Raw genomic sequence first — 16260 nt, forward strand, 5'->3', positions numbered from 1 at the left:
AAGGCGTTTTGTGGAGTCCCAGCTATTTTGCCAGTAGCTGCGGATGTGCGCCAATATCCGTCATCCGCCAATACATTGAACAACAGCAAACACCTGGTTAGGTGGAAAACCGCGCCTTATATCCCCACCCTGAAGGACGGGGTTTTATGGCGCACTGGATAAAACCACTAACGGAAACGCCTGATGACGCCCATTCTGAATCATTATTTTGCCCGCATTAACTGGTCGGGAGCTGCTGCGGTCAATATCGATACGCTTCGTGCATTACACCTGAAACACAATTGCACCATTCCATTTGAAAATCTTGATGTTCTGCTGCCGAGGGAAATGCAGCTTGATGATCAATCTCTGGAAGAGAAATTGGTGTTCGCCCGGCGTGGCGGTTATTGCTTTGAACAGAATGGCGTGTTTGAGCGGGTTTTACGCGAGCTGGGTTTTCATGTACGTAGTCTGTTAGGGCGCGTAGTGTTATCTAATCCACCATCATTACCGCCGCGCACGCACCGTTTGCTGTTGGTAGAACTGGAAGGTGAACAATGGATTGCCGACGTTGGTTTTGGTGGTCAGACGCTGACCGCGCCAATCCGTTTAGTGCCGGATATCGCGCAAACAACGCCACATGGCGAATATCGGCTGTTACAGGAAGGGGGCGACTGGGTGTTGCAGTTTAATCATCATCAGCACTGGCAGTCGATGTACCGTTTTGATCTCTGCGAGCAGCAACAAAGCGATTATGTGATGGGTAATTTCTGGTCGGCGCACTGGCCACAATCGCATTTTCGCCATCATTTGTTAATGTGCCGCCATTTGCCGGACGGTGGCAAGCTGACGTTGACCAATTTTCATTTCACCCATTATGAAAATGGTCACGTAGCAGAGCAGCAGAATTTGCCAGATGCGGCGTCCTTGTATGCCGTGATGCAGGAGCAGTTTGGACTGGGCGTGGATGATGCGAAACATGGGTTTACTGTGGATGAGCTGGCGCAGGTGATGGCAGCGTTTGATACGCATCCGGAAGCGGGGAAATAGTTGGTGCCAGAGTGCCGGATGCGGCGTAAACGCCTAATCCGGCGGTTGTAGGCCTGATAAGCGAAGCGCATCAGGCAATTTGTTTTTCTGCCGTATATGGCAACGGTTTTAAAGATCAATTGCCCACTCGGCATGAAATAAAATCACCGCTGTACCAGAAATAGTCACTTTCTCCGGCTGGTTATCGCGAATTGTCACCGTCACATCAATCACACCGTCACGCCCCAATGCACGCCCCTGATGGCCTTTAACACGCAACATGCTGCCATCGTGGGGCAATACGTTGTGATGTACCAACCATGCACCCATCGGACCATTGGCATTGCCGGTCACCGGATCTTCCACAATACCAATCGCAGGCGAGAACATGCGACCATCGGTTTCGTTTTTGCCCGGACGGATCTGGAAGGGAAAGAAACCATTGCAGCCAATCTGTTTGCTGATAGCGGTCAGCGCAGCAAGATCAGGCGAAAGGGCGTCGATATCCACCTCTGGTTTCAGCGGAATCATCACTTTTGAGTGTCCTGTTGTTGCCACCTGAATTGGCAAGCCTGGCAGAATATCGTCTTCAGTGAGATGAAGCGCGTTGATAATCGCCGCACGTGTTTCACCTTCCAGCGGTGGCTCAAAGCCAGGAGAACCTTGTTCCAACGAAATACGATAATCATCGTTGTGCTTTTCGATAGTCACGCGGTGTTTTCCTGCCTGCGACGTTTGCCAGACCGTGCAATTTCCCAAACCTAATACCTTCGAACGTACATAATGTGCTGCCACGGTCGCGTGACCGCAAATCGGCACTTCAACTGTTGGCGTAAAGTAGCGGATGCGCACATCGCTGTCGTCGCTGTTCAGCAGAAAAGCAGTTTCCGAATGCCCTAACTCGCGGGCGATAAGTTGCATTTGCGCTTCACTGAGATTATCGGCAGGGAAAACAACACCGGCAGAATTGCCGCGAAACGGTTGAGAGGTAAAAGCATCGACGTGGTAAACCTGCGGTTTCATTAATGTTCTCCTGTGGCTGGAGAACTATCATAGCCTGCAACTGGCCGGAGAGCGAAGGGCTATCCGGCCAGGGTGATGATTAACGCCGCGAACGCACAATCTGATAGCGACGAGTAAAGTACTCAAATGGCGCGCTCCACACATGCACCAGTCGGGTGAACGGGAAGAGCAGGAAGATGGTCATTCCTAATACCAGATGAACGCGAAAGATATAAGCTACGCCATCAAGATGCGTCGATGCGCCGCCCTGGAAAGTGACGATGCTTTGCGCCCAGCCCACCAGCTTCATCATTTCACTGCCGTCCGGATGTTGTGCTGAAAAGGGAATGGTGGTTAACCCAAGAATGCACTGAATTAACAAAATGGCGAGGATCAGGATATCCGCACCAGAAGACGTCGCCCTGATACGCGGATTTGTTAAACGACGCACCAGCAGCCCCGCACCGCCAATCAACGTTAATACACCGCAAATACCACCGAGCACCATCGCCATCTGTTGTTTTACCGCCACCGGCAGAAACCACGCGTACATCCAGTGCGGCGTTAACATGCCGAACAGATGACCGAAGAAGATCCCGAGAATGCCGATATGGAACAAGTTCGACCACAGCACCATCCCGCGTTTATCCAGCATCTGGCTGGAGGCGGCGCGCCAGCTATACTGCCCGTAATCGTAGCGCAGCCAGCTTCCAAGGATAAAAACCGTGCCACACAAGTACGGGTAGATATCGTAAAAAAAGACGTTCAGATACTGAATCATTTCCCACCTCCCGCACTGATGTCGACATACTGTGGCGCGACATCCTGGCTAAAGCGTCGCTGATATTGATTAAGTGGCGAGCTGTCACACGCCGTGGCGTTATCTTCAATAAACTTCACCTGTTCCTCTTCCCACACCGCATCCAGCGCCTGGCGGGTGTCATCGCGCTCTTCACTGCGAATCTGTTTAGTGACACTGTCACTTGAAAGTGTACTACCCGCCAGATGCAGTAGGGCGTCAAACAACGAATACCACGGTGCCTCGCGTTGTTTTAAACGTCCGCCAAGCAGGGCGAGGATCGGCGCAACGTTGAGTAACCCTTCTTTCGCCTGGTCGTCCGGCAGTACGCTTAAGTATTCTAGATACAGCGGCAGATAATCAGGCAGTTCCCGACAATCCAGTTGCAGACCGACCTTTTCATACTCCGCCAGCAGGTTCACCATTGCCTGGCCTCGATCGCGGGACTCGGCATGAACATGTTCGAACAGCAGCAGCGATGTGGTACGTCCACGGTCAAACACTTCGCACCATTCGGCCTGTTTATCCAGCAGCGGCGCGTTAAGCAGGTTGTTGGTGAAATCCGTAAGCATCGGCGCGTCGCGGCGGATCAACGCCAGCGCATCCTCCTTGCTTTCCCATAACAGCTCGTCCGGATACTCCATCAACAGGCCGATCACTTTGAGGATCTGCATTATTCGCCCTCCGCTTTATTGCGTACTTCGGTAATGTCGATGGCATCAATTCGGCTACTATTGAACAGGTTGAATTTGCTGTCCGAGCCGTGGCAACCGTCGCCAAAAGTAAAGCCGCAGCCGTTGCGTTCTGCGAAGGCGTCGCCCGCCATTTCACGATGACTGGTCGGAATGACAAAACGATCTTCATAGTTGGCGATAGCGAGATAGCGATACATATCTTCGACCTGAGCGACGCTCAAACCCACTTCGTCGATGGCGCGGGTATCCGTTACGCCTTCTACGGTTTGTGAACGCATATAGTGGCGCATCGCCATCATCCTTTTTAGCGCCCGCAGTACCGGGCCGGTATCGCCGGCACTCAACATATTGGCGAGATATTGCACCGGAATACGCAGGCTTTCGATGGCGGGCAGCACGCCTTCGCTTTTCGGCAAACCGCCCGCATCAGCGTAGGACTGAATCGGCGACAACGGAGGAACGTACCAGACCATCGGCAGGGTGCGATATTCAGGGTGCAACGGTAGCGCCAGTTTCCAGTCCATTGCCATTTTGTAGACTGGCGAACGCTGGGCAGCTTCAATCACGTTTTGTGGAATACCTTGTTTCAGGGCTTCCTCGATCACTGAGGGATCGTGCGGATCGAGGAACACTTCGCACTGGCGTTCATAGAGATCAACCTCGCGTTCTGTGCTCGCCGCTTCCTCAATGCGGTCGGCGTCGTAAAGCAGCACGCCCAGATACCGGATGCGACCCACGCAGGTTTCTGAGCACACAGTGGGTTGGCCTGACTCAATTCGCGGGTAACAGAAGATACATTTTTCTGACTTGCCGCTTTTCCAGTTGAAGTAGATTTTTTTGTACGGACAACCGCTAATGCACAAACGCCAGCCACGGCATTTATCCTGATCGATCAGCACAATGCCGTCTTCTTCGCGTTTGTAGATAGCGCCGCTGGGGCAGGTCGCCACGCAGCTGGGATTGAGGCAGTGTTCGCACAGGCGCGGCAGGTACATCATGAAGGTGTTTTCAAACTGCCCGTACATCTCCTTTTGCATGGCTTCGAAGTTGCGGTCGCGGGCGCGTTTTTCGAACTCGCCGCCCAGCAGTTCTTCCCAGTTTGGCCCCCAGATCACTTTGTCCATCCGCTTACCGTTGATCAGCGAACGCGGGCGGGCGGTGGGAATATGTTTACCTTCTGGCGCGCTATGCAAATGTTCGTAGTCGAAGGTGAAAGGTTCGTAGTAATCATCAATCTGCGGCACCACCGGGTTGGCGAAGATTTTGGTTATTACCCCCATCTTGCTACCCAGACGCGGGCGTATCTTGCCATTCACATCACGGACCCAGCCGCCTTGCCACTCTTCCTGATCTTCCCAGTTTTTCGGATAACCAATGCCCGGTTTGGTTTCGACGTTGTTAAACCATGCGTACTCCATGCCTTCGCGACCGGTCCAGACGTTTTTGCAGGTCACCGAACAGGTATGGCAGCCGATACATTTGTCGAGGTTAAGCACCATGCCGACTTGCGAACGGATTTTCATTTTTTCGCCTCCTGTACCTGATCGCGACCTTCATCATCCAGCCAGTTAACGTTCTTCATCTTGCGGATCATGATAAATTCGTCGCGGTTCGAGCCGACGGTGCCGTAGTAGTTGAAGCCCCAGGCCAGCTGCGCGTAACCGCCAATCATATGCGTCGGTTTCGGACAAACGCGGGTGACCGAGTTATGAATGCCGCCGCGCATGCCGGTTACTTCCGAGCCGGGGATATTCATAATGCGTTCCTGGGCGTGATACATCATGGTCATGCCCGGCGGTACGCGCTGACTAACAACCGCACGAGCTGTCAGCGCGCCGTTGGCGTTAAACACTTCCACCCAGTCGTTATCGACAATGGTCAGTTCGCGGGCATCGGTTTCGCTGATCCAGACAATCGGTCCACCGCGAGAAAGCGTCAGCATCAGCAGGTTTTCACTGTAGGTGGAGTGAATGCCCCATTTCTGGTGCGGCGTCAGGAAGTTAAGTGCTTTTTCCGGGAAGCCGTTTGGCGGGATCTGGCGCATTTCACTGACGCTGCGGGTGTCGATAGGCGGGCGATAAGCCACCAGGCTTTCACCAAAAGCACGCATCCACGGATGATCCTGATACAGCTGCTGACGGCCCGACAGCGTGCGCCACGGAATTAACTCATGAACGTTGGTGTATCCGGCGTTGTAGGAGACGTGATCGCTTTCGAGACCGGACCATGTGGGGCTGGAGATAATTTTACGTGGCTGCGCCTGAATATCGCGAAAGCGAATCTTCTCGTCCTCTTTGTGCAGCGCCAGATGGGTATGTTCGCGTCCGGTGATTTCGCCCAGCGCCTGCCACGCTTTGACCGCCACATGGCCGTTGGTTTCCGGTGCCAGCGCCAGAATCACTTCTGACGCATCAATGGCGGTGTCAATCAGCGGACGCCCCTGTGCCGGGCCATCACGCTTGGTGTAATTGAGTTTACCGAGGAAATCGATTTCATCCTGGGTATTCCACGAAATCCCTTTACCGCCGTTGCCAAGTTTGTCCATCAGTGGCCCGAGCGAGGTAAAGCGTTCATAGGTAGCAGGGTAGTCGCGTTCCACCGCCACAATATTGGGGGCAGTTTTGCCAGGGATCAGATCGCATTCGCCTTTGCGCCAGTCGAGCACTTCACACGGCTGTGAGAGCTCTGCCGGAGAGTCGTGTAACAACGGTTGCAGCACAACATCCGTTTCTTTGCCGAGATGTCCCACGCACACTTGCGAAAAGGCTTTGGCGATACCTTTGTAGATTTCCCAGTCGCTGCGTGATTCCCAGGCCGGATCGACCGCCGCAGAAAGTGGATGAATAAACGGATGCATATCCGAGGTATTCATATCGTCTTTTTCGTACCAGGTGGCGGTAGGCAGAACAATATCGGAGAAAAGACAGGTGCTGGACATACGGAAGTCGAGCGTCACCAGCAGGTCGAGCTTGCCTTCAATCGCTGCAGTTTGCCACTCAACTTCTTCCGGTTGGATTCCCTCCGTCGGTCCAAGTTCTTCCCCCTGAATGCCACTTTCCGTACCCAGCAGATACTTCTGCATATACTCGTGGCCCTTGCCGGACGAGCCAAGCAGGTTTGAACGCCAGACAAACAGGTTACGCGGATGGTTGCTGCCGTTGTCCGGCTGTTCGCAGGCCATGCGTAACTCGCCTGACTTCAGTGCCTGGGCGGTAAATTCGGCGGGTGATAATCCGGCCTTGTCGGCTTCGGCTTTCAGGGATAGCGGGTTACGCCCCAGTTGCGGCGCAGAAGGTAGCCAGCCCATGCGCTCGGCGCGAACGTTGAAATCAATCAGATGACCGCTGTATTTACTGGCGTCGGCCAGCGGTGAGAGCAATTCCTGCGCGGTGACTTTTTCATAGCGCCACTGGCTGGAGTGATTGTAGAAAAACGAGGTGCTGTTCATCTGGCGCGGTGGTCGGTTCCAGTCGAGCGCAAAGGCCAGCGGCAACCAGCCGGTTTGCGGGCGCAGTTTTTCCTGACCGACATAGTGCGCCCAGCCGCCGCCGGTTTGCCCGACACAACCGCAGAAGATCAGCATATTGATCATCCCGCGGTAGTTCATGTCCATGTGATACCAGTGGTTGACGCCAGCACCGAGGATAATCATCGAGCGCCCATGCGTTTTATGGGCGGTATCAGCAAATTCGCGGGCGATGGTTTCAATATACTGGCGCGGTACGCCGGTAATTTGCTCACCCCAGGCTGGGGTGTACGGTTTGATTTCAGCGTAATCTTTCGCGCTGCTTTCATCTTCCAGCCCGCGATCGAGGCCGTAATTCGCCAGTACCAAATCATAAACGCTGACCACCGGACAGACACTGCCATCGGCTAATGTCAGGTTTTTAACGGGTAATTGACGCACCAGTACAGGATCGTGTTTTACGCTGCGAAAGTGCGGATTTTCAATGCCGCCAAAGTAGGGGAAGGCCACGCCTGCAACGGTGTCGTGTTGACCGAGCAGGGTTAACGACAATTCGGTTTCCGTACCGGCGGCAATGGATTCCAGATTCCATTTGCCTTTTTCTCCCCAGCGGAAACCAATCGAACCGTTCGGCACCACCAGTTCACCTGCGGTATTAACCGCCACGGTTTTCCACTGCGGATTGTTGCTTTCGCCCAGTCCATTCACCAGGTCAGACGCGCGGATCATGCGCCCGGGAACGTAGCTGCCATCGTCGCGAGGTTCAAGCATTACCAGCATCGGCATGTCGCTGTAGCGGCGGCAGTAGTTGATAAAGTAGTCGCTGGGATTATCGAGATGAAACTCTTTTAAAATCACATGGCCCATTGCCATCGCCAGCGCGCTATCAGTGCCTTGCTTTGGCGCCAGCCACTGGTCGCACAGCTTTGCCACTTCCGAGTAGTCAGGGGTAATGGCGATAGTTTTGGTGCCTTTGTAGCGCACTTCAGTAAAGAAGTGAGCGTCTGGCGTGCGCGTCTGCGGTACGTTAGATCCCCAGGCGATGATGTAGCTGGAGTTATACCAGTCGGCAGATTCTGGCACGTCGGTTTGCTCGCCCCAGGTCATTGGCGAGGCGGGCGGCAGGTCGCAATACCAGTCGTAGAAACTTAAACAGGTGCCGCCAAGCAGCGACAGATAACGCGTTCCGGCGGCGTAAGATACCATCGACATGGCTGGAATCGGTGAGAATCCGGCAACGCGATCCGGGCCGTAAGTTTTGATGGTCCAGACGTTAGCGGCGGCAATCAGCTGGTTTAGTTCCTGCCAGTTGGAGCGGATAAAGCCGCCGCGCCCACGCACTTGTTTGTAGCTCAGGCACTTTTGCGGATCGTTCATAATCGATGCCCACGCCAGTACTGGATCGTTGTGCTGTTTAAGGGCTTCGCGCCACAGTTCAATCAGTCGTTTACGAATTAGCGGGTATTTAAGGCGGTTAGCGCTGTAAAGATACCAGGAGTAACTTGCGCCACGTGGGCATCCGCGGGGTTCATGATTGGGCAGGTCAGGGCGGGTTCGTGGGTAGTCGGTCTGCTGGATTTCCCAGGTCACCAGGCCATTTTTAACGTAGATTTTCCAGCTACAGGAGCCAGTGCAGTTAACGCCGTGGGTGGAACGCACGATTTTGTCGAATTGCCAACGCTGGCGATAGCTATCTTCCCAGTCGCGGTTGCTATGCATCACCTGTCCGTGACCATCGGCAAAGGTTTCGCCCTTTTGTTTGAAGTAGCGAAAGCGATCCAAAAGTTTACTCATGACATGACTCCTGCTCCAGGAATGATTTGGGATCTGATGCCTTGTCGGATGCGACACGGTTGTACACCAGGCATCGATCTCTTATTTTTGGCTGAACTTCCGCCGACCATAAACCAGCCAGGTCAGCAGCACACAGATGATGTAAAAGATTAAAAACACTTTCATCGCGCCCACTGGCGAGCCGGTCATATTGAGCGACATGCCAAATGCTTGTGGAATAAAGAAGCCGCCCACCGCGCCGATGGCCGAAATAAAGCCCAGCGCCGCCGCCGTTTCAGTGATTGCTTCTCGCTGGGCCTGTTCATCGCTGCCGCCTTTCATCTTGACGCGATAAACCGTTATCTGGCGAAAGATGACAGCGATCATCTGGAAAGTAGAACCACTTCCCAAACCAGCGGTAAGGAATAACCCCATAAACACAGCGTAAAATGCGATGAAATTGCCGGAACCCGTGCCAGGTAGGGTAAGGAACAGCAGGGCGCTGAAAATCGCCATAAAAATGAAGTTGATCAACGTCACCCGCACGCCGCCAAATTTATCGGAAATAGCACCACCCACCGACCGCGCGATGGCACCGATAAACGGGCCAAAGAACGCCAGGCGCAGAATATTCACATCCGGGAACTGTGTTTTTGCCAGCATGGCAAATCCGGCGGAAAAACCGATAAACGAGCCAAAGGTAGCGAGATAGAGCAGACTCAGCAGCCACAGATGCAACCGTTGCAAAACGGGCAACTGGTCAGCAATTGACGCACGTGAACTGGCAATATCATTCATCCCTGACCAGGCGGCGATAGTGGCAATCGCCAGTAGCGGTACCCAAATCCATGCGGCATTCGCCAGCGACATCACCGAACCATCGGCCTGCGGTACGCCATTGACGCCAAGAAAAGCAAATACCGGTACAAAAATCACCAGCGGCGCAACCAGTTGCATCACGCTGACGCCTAAATTCCCCAACCCGCCATTAATCCCTAATGCACTGCCTTGTTTGGCTTTCGGGAAGAAAAAACTGATATTTCCCATACTCGAAGCAAAGTTCGCGCCAGCAAAACCACAGAGCAAAGCAATAACAATAAATATCCCAAAAGGAGTATTCGGATTTTGCACAGCAATACCGAGCCAGACGCAAGGAATAATCAGAATCGCGGTACTAAAAACCGTCCAACGGCGTCCGCCGAATATAGGCACCATAAAGGAGTAGGGAACACGCAATAATGCGCCGGAAACGGAAGGTAAGGCGGTTAATAAAAAAAGCTGATCGGTAGTGAAATTAAAGCCGATTTTATTGAGATTAACGGCAACTGCGCTAAATAACATCCAGACACAGAAGGCAAGGAGTAAACAACTTACTGATATCCAGAGGTTTCTTCGGGCAATGTGTTTTCCTTTATTTTCCCAGAAGGCCGGATTTTCTGGCTTCCAGTCGCGTAAAAGGTAACGATTATTTTTCTCATTTTGTAGTGCCATATTCTTCCTCACATGCACACATTGTTAATGAAAAAAAGACAAGGCAGGACATTGGACGCAATGGTCCGTTATTAGAATTAAGAGTAAATAGAGTGAAGTGATGATTGAAAGAATAGATAACAAAGCGAATCTGCGGGGGGAGAAAGCTGATTATCTGAATGGATATGTGTTACTGAATGTAACAGTGATGCATCATATTTTTTACTTATTTTTAAACTAACATACGGCAAACGTATTTGTTGCCGTATGAATCGTGGCTTTATTGTCGTAGCCTTTGCTTATCGTTGACGCGTTGCCAGCCAGCAGAGCAGGGAACCGCCGCAGACCATCAATGCGCCTTGCCAGAAAGAGAACGATAGCGGAGCACTAAGCAGTACCGCAGCAAGCGCCGACGAAAGCACAGGCGTAAAATACGAACCTACCGCCATAATGGTGACATTGCCATGTAAAATGCCGACGTTCCACGCCGCGTAAGCAAATCCTAAAGTAAATGCCGCTGAGATAAGTTTTATAATGACGGGCGTGCTAAATACCATCTCCGGTTGCGGCGTTAAAAAATAGTAAACCCACAAACTTGCTCCCGTCAGCAGGACGAAAACGGTAATACCGTTAAATCCACGGGCATATTTATTGGTGACCGTGCAATAAGCGGCCCAGATAAAAGCACCAATAAAAGCCAGGCAATAACTCAACGGGCTGGTAGTGATATTGTTGATAATTTCATCCGGCTTGAGGCCATTTTCACCCCCTAATACCCAGCAGACGCCACCAAGGGCTAATAATAACCCTGGTACAATCAGCCAGTTGGTTTTCTGGCCATTAAACAGAATGGCAAAAAGTATCGTCAGACTGGGCCATAAATAGTTCACCATGCCCACTTCAATTGCCTGATGGCGGGTTGCTGCATACCCTAAGGAAAGTGCCAGACAGATTTCATAGCTGACGAATAAGAAACTCCCCGCAAGTAAATAACCTTTGGGGATCTGCCGAATGTGTGGAAAGCCAACTGTGAAAATTAACAGCAGCCCGCTTAATGAATAAATAGCTGCTGCGCCGCCGACCGGACCGAGCCCCTCACTGACGCCGCGAATCAATCCTACCATCGTGCTCCACAGGACGATCGCTATTAGCCCTATGAGCGTTGCTTTTTGTCGTGTCATGCTCGCTGTTTAGTCTCTCTTGCCGTTAAAAATTAAGCTGAAATTTATAGCATTTTTTTAACCAGGCTGTCAGGCAGTGGTGTGTTTTTCTACCGCCATTGAGGTAGGTCAATTTGCGCAGGCGGATTATTTTGTGGCAAACAGGTGTTCTTTTTGATTTCGCGCAAAAAGATTCAGAATTTTACTGTTAGTTTCCTCGCGCAGTAATACCCCTGAAAAAAGAGGAAAGCAATGGACGTCAGTCGCAGACAATTTTTTAAAATCTGCGCGGGCGGTATGGCGGGAACAACAGTAGCAGCATTGGGCTTTGCCCCGAAGCAAGCACTGGCTCAGGCGCGAAACTACAAATTATTACGCGCGAAAGAGATCCGTAACACCTGCACATACTGTTCCGTAGGTTGCGGGCTATTGATGTATAGCCTGGGTGATGGCGCGAAAAACGCCAGAGAAGCGATTTATCACATTGAAGGTGACCCGGATCATCCGGTAAGCCGTGGTGCGTTATGCCCGAAAGGGGCCGGTTTGCTGGATTACGTCAACAGCGAAAACCGTCTGCGCTACCCGGAATATCGTGCGCCAGGTTCTGACAAATGGCAGCGCATTAGCTGGGATGAAGCATTCTCCCGTATTGCGAAGCTGATGAAAGCTGACCGTGATGCCAACTTTATTGAAAAGAACGAGCAGGGCGTAACGGTAAACCGTTGGCTTTCTACCGGTATGCTGTGTGCCTCCGGCGCCAGCAACGAAACCGGGATGTTGACCCAGAAATTTGCCCGCTCCCTCGGGATGCTGGCGGTAGACAACCAGGCGCGCGTCTGACACGGACCAACGGTAGCAAGTCTTGCTCCAACATTTGGTCGCGGTGCGATGACCAACCACTGGGTGGATATCAAAAACGCTAATGTCGTAATGGTGATGGGCGGTAATGCTGCTGAAGCACATCCCGTCGGTTTCCGCTGGGCGATGGAAGCGAAAAACAACAACGATGCAACCTTGATCGTTGTCGATCCCCGTTTTACGCGTACCGCTTCTGTAGCGGATATTTACGCACCTATTCGTTCCGGTACGGACATTACGTTCCTGTCTGGCGTTTTGCGCTACCTGATCGAAAATAACAAAATCAACGCCGAATACGTTAAGCATTACACCAACGCCAGCCTGCTGGTGCGTGATGATTTTGCTTTCGAAGATGGCCTGTTCAGTGGCTATGACGCTGAAAAACGCCAGTACGATAAGTCGTCCTGGAACTATCAGTTCGATGAAAACGGCTATGCGAAACGCGATGAAACACTGACTCATCCGCGCTGTGTGTGGAACCTGCTGAAAGAGCACGTTTCCCGCTACACACCGGACGTTGTTGAAAACATCTGCGGTACGCCAAAAGCCGACTTCCTGAAAGTGTGTGAAGTGCTGGCCTCCACCAGCGCGCCGGATCGCACAACCACCTTCCTGTACGCGCTGGGCTGGACGCAGCACACCGTGGGTGCGCAGAACATCCGTACTATGGCGATGATCCAGTTGCTGCTCGGTAACATGGGTATGGCCGGTGGCGGCGTGAACGCATTGCGTGGTCACTCCAACATTCAGGGCCTGACCGACTTAGGCCTGCTCTCTACCAGCCTGCCGGGTTATCTGACGCTGCCGTCAGAAAAACAGGTTGATTTGCAGTCGTATCTGGAAGCGAATACGCCGAAAGCGACGCTGGCCGATCAGGTGAACTACTGGAGCAACTATCCGAAGTTCTTCGTTAGCCTGATGAAATCTTTCTACGGCGATGCCGCGCAGAAAGAGAATAACTGGGGCTACGACTGGCTGCCGAAGTGGGATCAGACCTACGACGTCATCAAGTATTTCAACATGATGGACGAAGGCAAGGTTACCGGTTATTTCTGCCAGGGCTTTAACCCGGTTGCGTCCTTCCCGGACAAAAACAAAGTGGTGAGCTGCCTGAGCAAGCTGAAGTACATGGTGGTTATCGATCCGCTGGTGACTGAAACCTCTACCTTCTGGCAGAACCACGGCGAGTCGAACGATGTTGATCCGGCGTCTATTCAGACTGAAGTATTCCGTCTGCCTTCGACCTGCTTTGCTGAAGAAGATGGTTCTATCGCTAACTCCGGTCGCTGGTTGCAGTGGCACTGGAAAGGTCAGGACGCACCGGGCGAAGCGCGTAACGACGGCGAAATTCTGGCGGGCATCTACCATCATCTGCGCGAGCTGTACAAAGCCGAAGGTGGTAAAGGTGTAGAACCGCTGATGAAGATGAGCTGGAACTACAAGCAGCCGCACGAGCCGCAGTCTGACGAAGTGGCAAAAGAGAACAACGGCTATGCGCTGGAAGATCTCTATGACGCTAATGGGGTGCTGATTGCGAAGAAAGGTCAGTTGCTGAGTAGCTTTGCGCATCTGCGTGATGACGGTACGACCGCATCTTCTTGCTGGATCTATACCGGTAGCTGGACCGAGCAGGGCAACCAGATGGCTAACCGCGATAACTCCGACCCGTCCGGTCTGGGGAATACGCTGGGATGGGCCTGGGCGTGGCCGCTCAACCGTCGCGTACTCTACAACCGTGCTTCGGCGGATATCAACGGTAAACCGTGGGATCCGAAACGGATGCTGATCCAGTGGAACGGCAGCAAGTGGACGGGTAACGATATTCCTGACTTCGGCAATGCCGCACCGGGTACGCCAACCGGGCCGTTTATCATGCAGCCGGAAGGGATGGGACGTCTGTTTGCCATTAACAAAATGGCGGAAGGCCCGTTCCCGGAACACTACGAACCAATTGAGACGCCGCTGGGGACTAACCCGCTGCATCCGAACGTGGTGTCTAACCCGGTCGTTCGTCTGTATGAACAAGACGCGCTGCGGATGGGTAAAAAAGAGCAGTTCCCGTATGTGGGTACGACCTATCGTCTGACCGAGCACTTCCACACCTGGACCAAGCACGCGTTGCTCAACGCAATTGCTCAGCCGGAACAGTTTGTGGAAATCAGCGAAACGCTGGCAGAAGCGAAAGGCATTGCCAATGGCGATCGTGTCACTGTCTCCAGCAAGCGTGGTTTTATCCGCGCGGTGGCTGTGGTAACGCGCCGTCTGAAACCGCTGAATGTAAACGGTCAGCAGGTTGAAACGGTGGGTATTCCAATCCACTGGGGCTTTGAGGGTGTCGCGCGTAAAGGTTATATCGCTAACACTCTGACGCCGAATGTCGGTGATGCAAACTCGCAAACGCCGGAATATAAAGCGTTCTTAGTAAACATCGAGAAGGCGTAAGGGGGCGAACAGATGGCTATGGAAACGCAGGACATTATCAAAAGGTCCGCAACTAACTCCATCACGCCGCCTTCGCAGGTGCGTGATTACAAAGCAGAAGTCGCGAAACTTATCGACGTTTCTACCTGTATCGGCTGTAAAGCCTGTCAGGTGGCGTGTTCGGAGTGGAACGACATCCGTGATGAAGTGGGGCACTGCGTCGGGGTTTACGATAACCCCGCCGATCTGAGCGCCAAGTCCTGGACGGTGATGCGCTTTAGCGAAACCGAACAGAACGGCAAGCTGGAGTGGCTGATCCGTAAAGACGGCTGTATGCACTGTGAAGATCCGGGCTGCCTGAAGGCGTGCCCGTCTGCTGGTGCAATCATTCAGTACGCTAACGGGATTGTCGATTTCCAGTCGGAAAACTGCATCGGCTGTGGTTACTGCATTGCCGGGTGTCCGTTTAATATTCCGCGCCTCAACAAAGAGGATAACCGGGTATATAAATGCACACTCTGCGTCGATCGCGTCAGCGTCGGTCAGGAACCGGCTTGTGTGAAAACTTGTCCGACCGGGGCTATCCACTTCGGCACCAAAAAGGAGATGCTGGAGCTGGCGGAACACCGCGTGGCGAAACTGAAAGCACGTGGTTACGAACATGCTGGCGTCTACAACCCGGAAGGTGTCGGTGGTACGCACGTCATGTACGTGCTGCATCACGCCGATCAGCCGGAGCTGTATCACGGTCTGCCGAAAGATCCGAAGATCGACACCTCGGTAAACCTGTGGAAAGGCGCGTTGAAACCGCTGGCAGCGGCTGGCTTTATCGCCACTTTTGCTGGGTTGATTTTCCACTACATCGGTATTGGCCCGAATAAGGAAGTGGACGATGACGAGGAGGAGCAGCATGAGTAAGTCGAAAATGATTGTGCGCACCAAGTTTATTGATCGCGCCTGTCACTGGACCGTGGTGATTTGCTTCTTCCTGGTGGCGCTGTCCGGGATTTCGTTCTTCTTCCCGACGCTGCAATGGCTGACGCAAACCTTCGGTACGCCGCAGATGGGGCGCATTTTGCACCCGTTCTTCGGCATTGCGATTTTCGTCGCGCTGATGTTTATGTTCTTCCGCTTTGTGCATCACAACATCCCGGATAAGAAAGATATTCCGTGGCTGTTGAACATTGTTGAAGTATTGAAAGGCAATGAGCACAAAGTGGCGGATGTCGGTAAGTACAACGCCGGGCAAAAGATGATGTTCTGGTCGATCATGAGCATGATTTTCGTGCTGTTGGTGACCGGGGTGATTATCTGGCGTCCGTACTTTGCGCAGTACTTCCCGATGCAGGTTGTCCGTTATAGCCTGCTGATCCACGCGGCTGCCGGTATCATCCTGATCCACGCCATCCTGATCCATATGTATATGGCATTTTGGGTGAAAGGATCGATTAAAGGGATGATCGAAGGGAAGGTAAGCCGTCGCTGGGCGAAGAAACACCATCCGCGCTGGTATCGTGAAATCGAGAAGGCAGAAGCGAAAAAAGAGAGTGAAGAAGGGATATAATCTCTTTTGAACTTTAAGCTGAAAATGGCGCTGTAAAAGGCGCC

At 52.7% G+C, this 16260-nt stretch carries 12 protein-coding genes; 5 read left to right on the forward strand and 7 right to left on the reverse strand.

The window, feature by feature from the left end; translation table 11 throughout:
* The coding region (locus FEK42_RS21070) for a transposase (protein WP_171022644.1) at positions 1-101 on the forward strand (101 nt) is incomplete at its 5' end.
* Between the two features lie 82 nt (positions 102-183).
* A complete protein-coding gene (gene nhoA / locus FEK42_RS21075) occupies positions 184-1029 on the forward strand; it encodes an N-hydroxyarylamine O-acetyltransferase (protein WP_130210519.1) in 846 nt (281 codons plus the stop codon).
* A 108-nt stretch (positions 1030-1137) separates the two neighbouring features.
* On the opposite strand, the gene FEK42_RS21080 is transcribed toward nhoA, so the two are convergent.
* From FEK42_RS21080 to yddG, 7 genes are all read right to left on the reverse strand, one after another.
* On the reverse strand, positions 1138-2031 hold the full coding sequence (locus FEK42_RS21080; RefSeq protein WP_135492632.1) for a PhzF family isomerase: 894 nt from the start codon (positions 2029-2031) through the stop codon (positions 1138-1140).
* A 79-nt stretch (positions 2032-2110) separates the two neighbouring features.
* Positions 2111-2791 carry a respiratory nitrate reductase subunit gamma gene (narI, locus tag FEK42_RS21085; RefSeq protein WP_130210515.1) on the reverse strand — a complete coding sequence of 227 codons (681 nt, stop codon included), beginning with the start codon at positions 2789-2791 and terminating at the stop codon, positions 2111-2113.
* Positions 2788-3483 (reverse strand): nitrate reductase molybdenum cofactor assembly chaperone, encoded by a 696-nt coding sequence (narW, locus tag FEK42_RS21090; protein ID WP_131162613.1) that lies wholly within the window; start codon positions 3481-3483, stop codon positions 2788-2790. The genes narI and narW overlap by 4 nt, the downstream gene beginning before the upstream one ends.
* Positions 3483-5027: a nitrate reductase subunit beta gene (gene narH, locus FEK42_RS21095; RefSeq protein WP_138211956.1), complete on the reverse strand. Its 1545-nt coding sequence runs from the start codon at positions 5025-5027 to the stop codon at positions 3483-3485. The genes narW and narH overlap by 1 nt, the downstream gene beginning before the upstream one ends.
* Positions 5024-8764 (reverse strand): nitrate reductase Z subunit alpha, encoded by a 3741-nt coding sequence (gene narZ, locus FEK42_RS21100; protein ID WP_138211957.1) that lies wholly within the window; start codon positions 8762-8764, stop codon positions 5024-5026. Before narZ ends, narH begins: the two co-directional genes overlap by 4 nt.
* Before the next feature lie 81 nt (positions 8765-8845).
* Positions 8846-10234: a nitrate/nitrite transporter NarU gene (gene narU, locus FEK42_RS21105; RefSeq protein WP_130210509.1), complete on the reverse strand. Its 1389-nt coding sequence runs from the start codon at positions 10232-10234 to the stop codon at positions 8846-8848.
* Between the two features lie 278 nt (positions 10235-10512).
* A complete protein-coding gene (yddG, locus tag FEK42_RS21110; RefSeq protein ID WP_135492634.1) occupies positions 10513-11394 on the reverse strand; it encodes an aromatic amino acid efflux DMT transporter YddG in 882 nt (293 codons plus the stop codon).
* Positions 11395-11625: 231 nt separating this feature from the next.
* Here yddG and fdnG point away from each other — a divergent pair, with 231 nt between their 5' ends.
* From fdnG to fdnI, 3 genes are read left to right on the forward strand one after another with little or no spacing between them, the layout of a single operon-like run.
* Positions 11626-14673, forward strand: a complete 3048-nt coding sequence (gene fdnG / locus FEK42_RS21115; protein ID WP_138183984.1) for a formate dehydrogenase-N subunit alpha — start codon at positions 11626-11628, stop codon at positions 14671-14673.
* Between the two features lie 12 nt (positions 14674-14685).
* Positions 14686-15570 (forward strand): formate dehydrogenase N subunit beta, encoded by an 885-nt coding sequence (fdnH, locus tag FEK42_RS21120; RefSeq protein WP_135492635.1) that lies wholly within the window; start codon positions 14686-14688, stop codon positions 15568-15570.
* The gene (fdnI, locus tag FEK42_RS21125) at positions 15563-16216 is read left to right on the forward strand and encodes a formate dehydrogenase-N subunit gamma (RefSeq protein ID WP_000045638.1); all 654 of its coding nucleotides are present in this window, start codon (positions 15563-15565) and stop codon (positions 16214-16216) included. Before fdnH ends, fdnI begins: the two co-directional genes overlap by 8 nt.
* Positions 16217-16260: the final 44 nt, after the last annotated feature.

Origin of the sequence: Escherichia sp. E2748 (assembly GCF_005781125.1) — a bacterium.
In the GTDB taxonomy this organism is placed as follows: Bacteria; Pseudomonadota; Gammaproteobacteria; order Enterobacterales; family Enterobacteriaceae; genus Escherichia.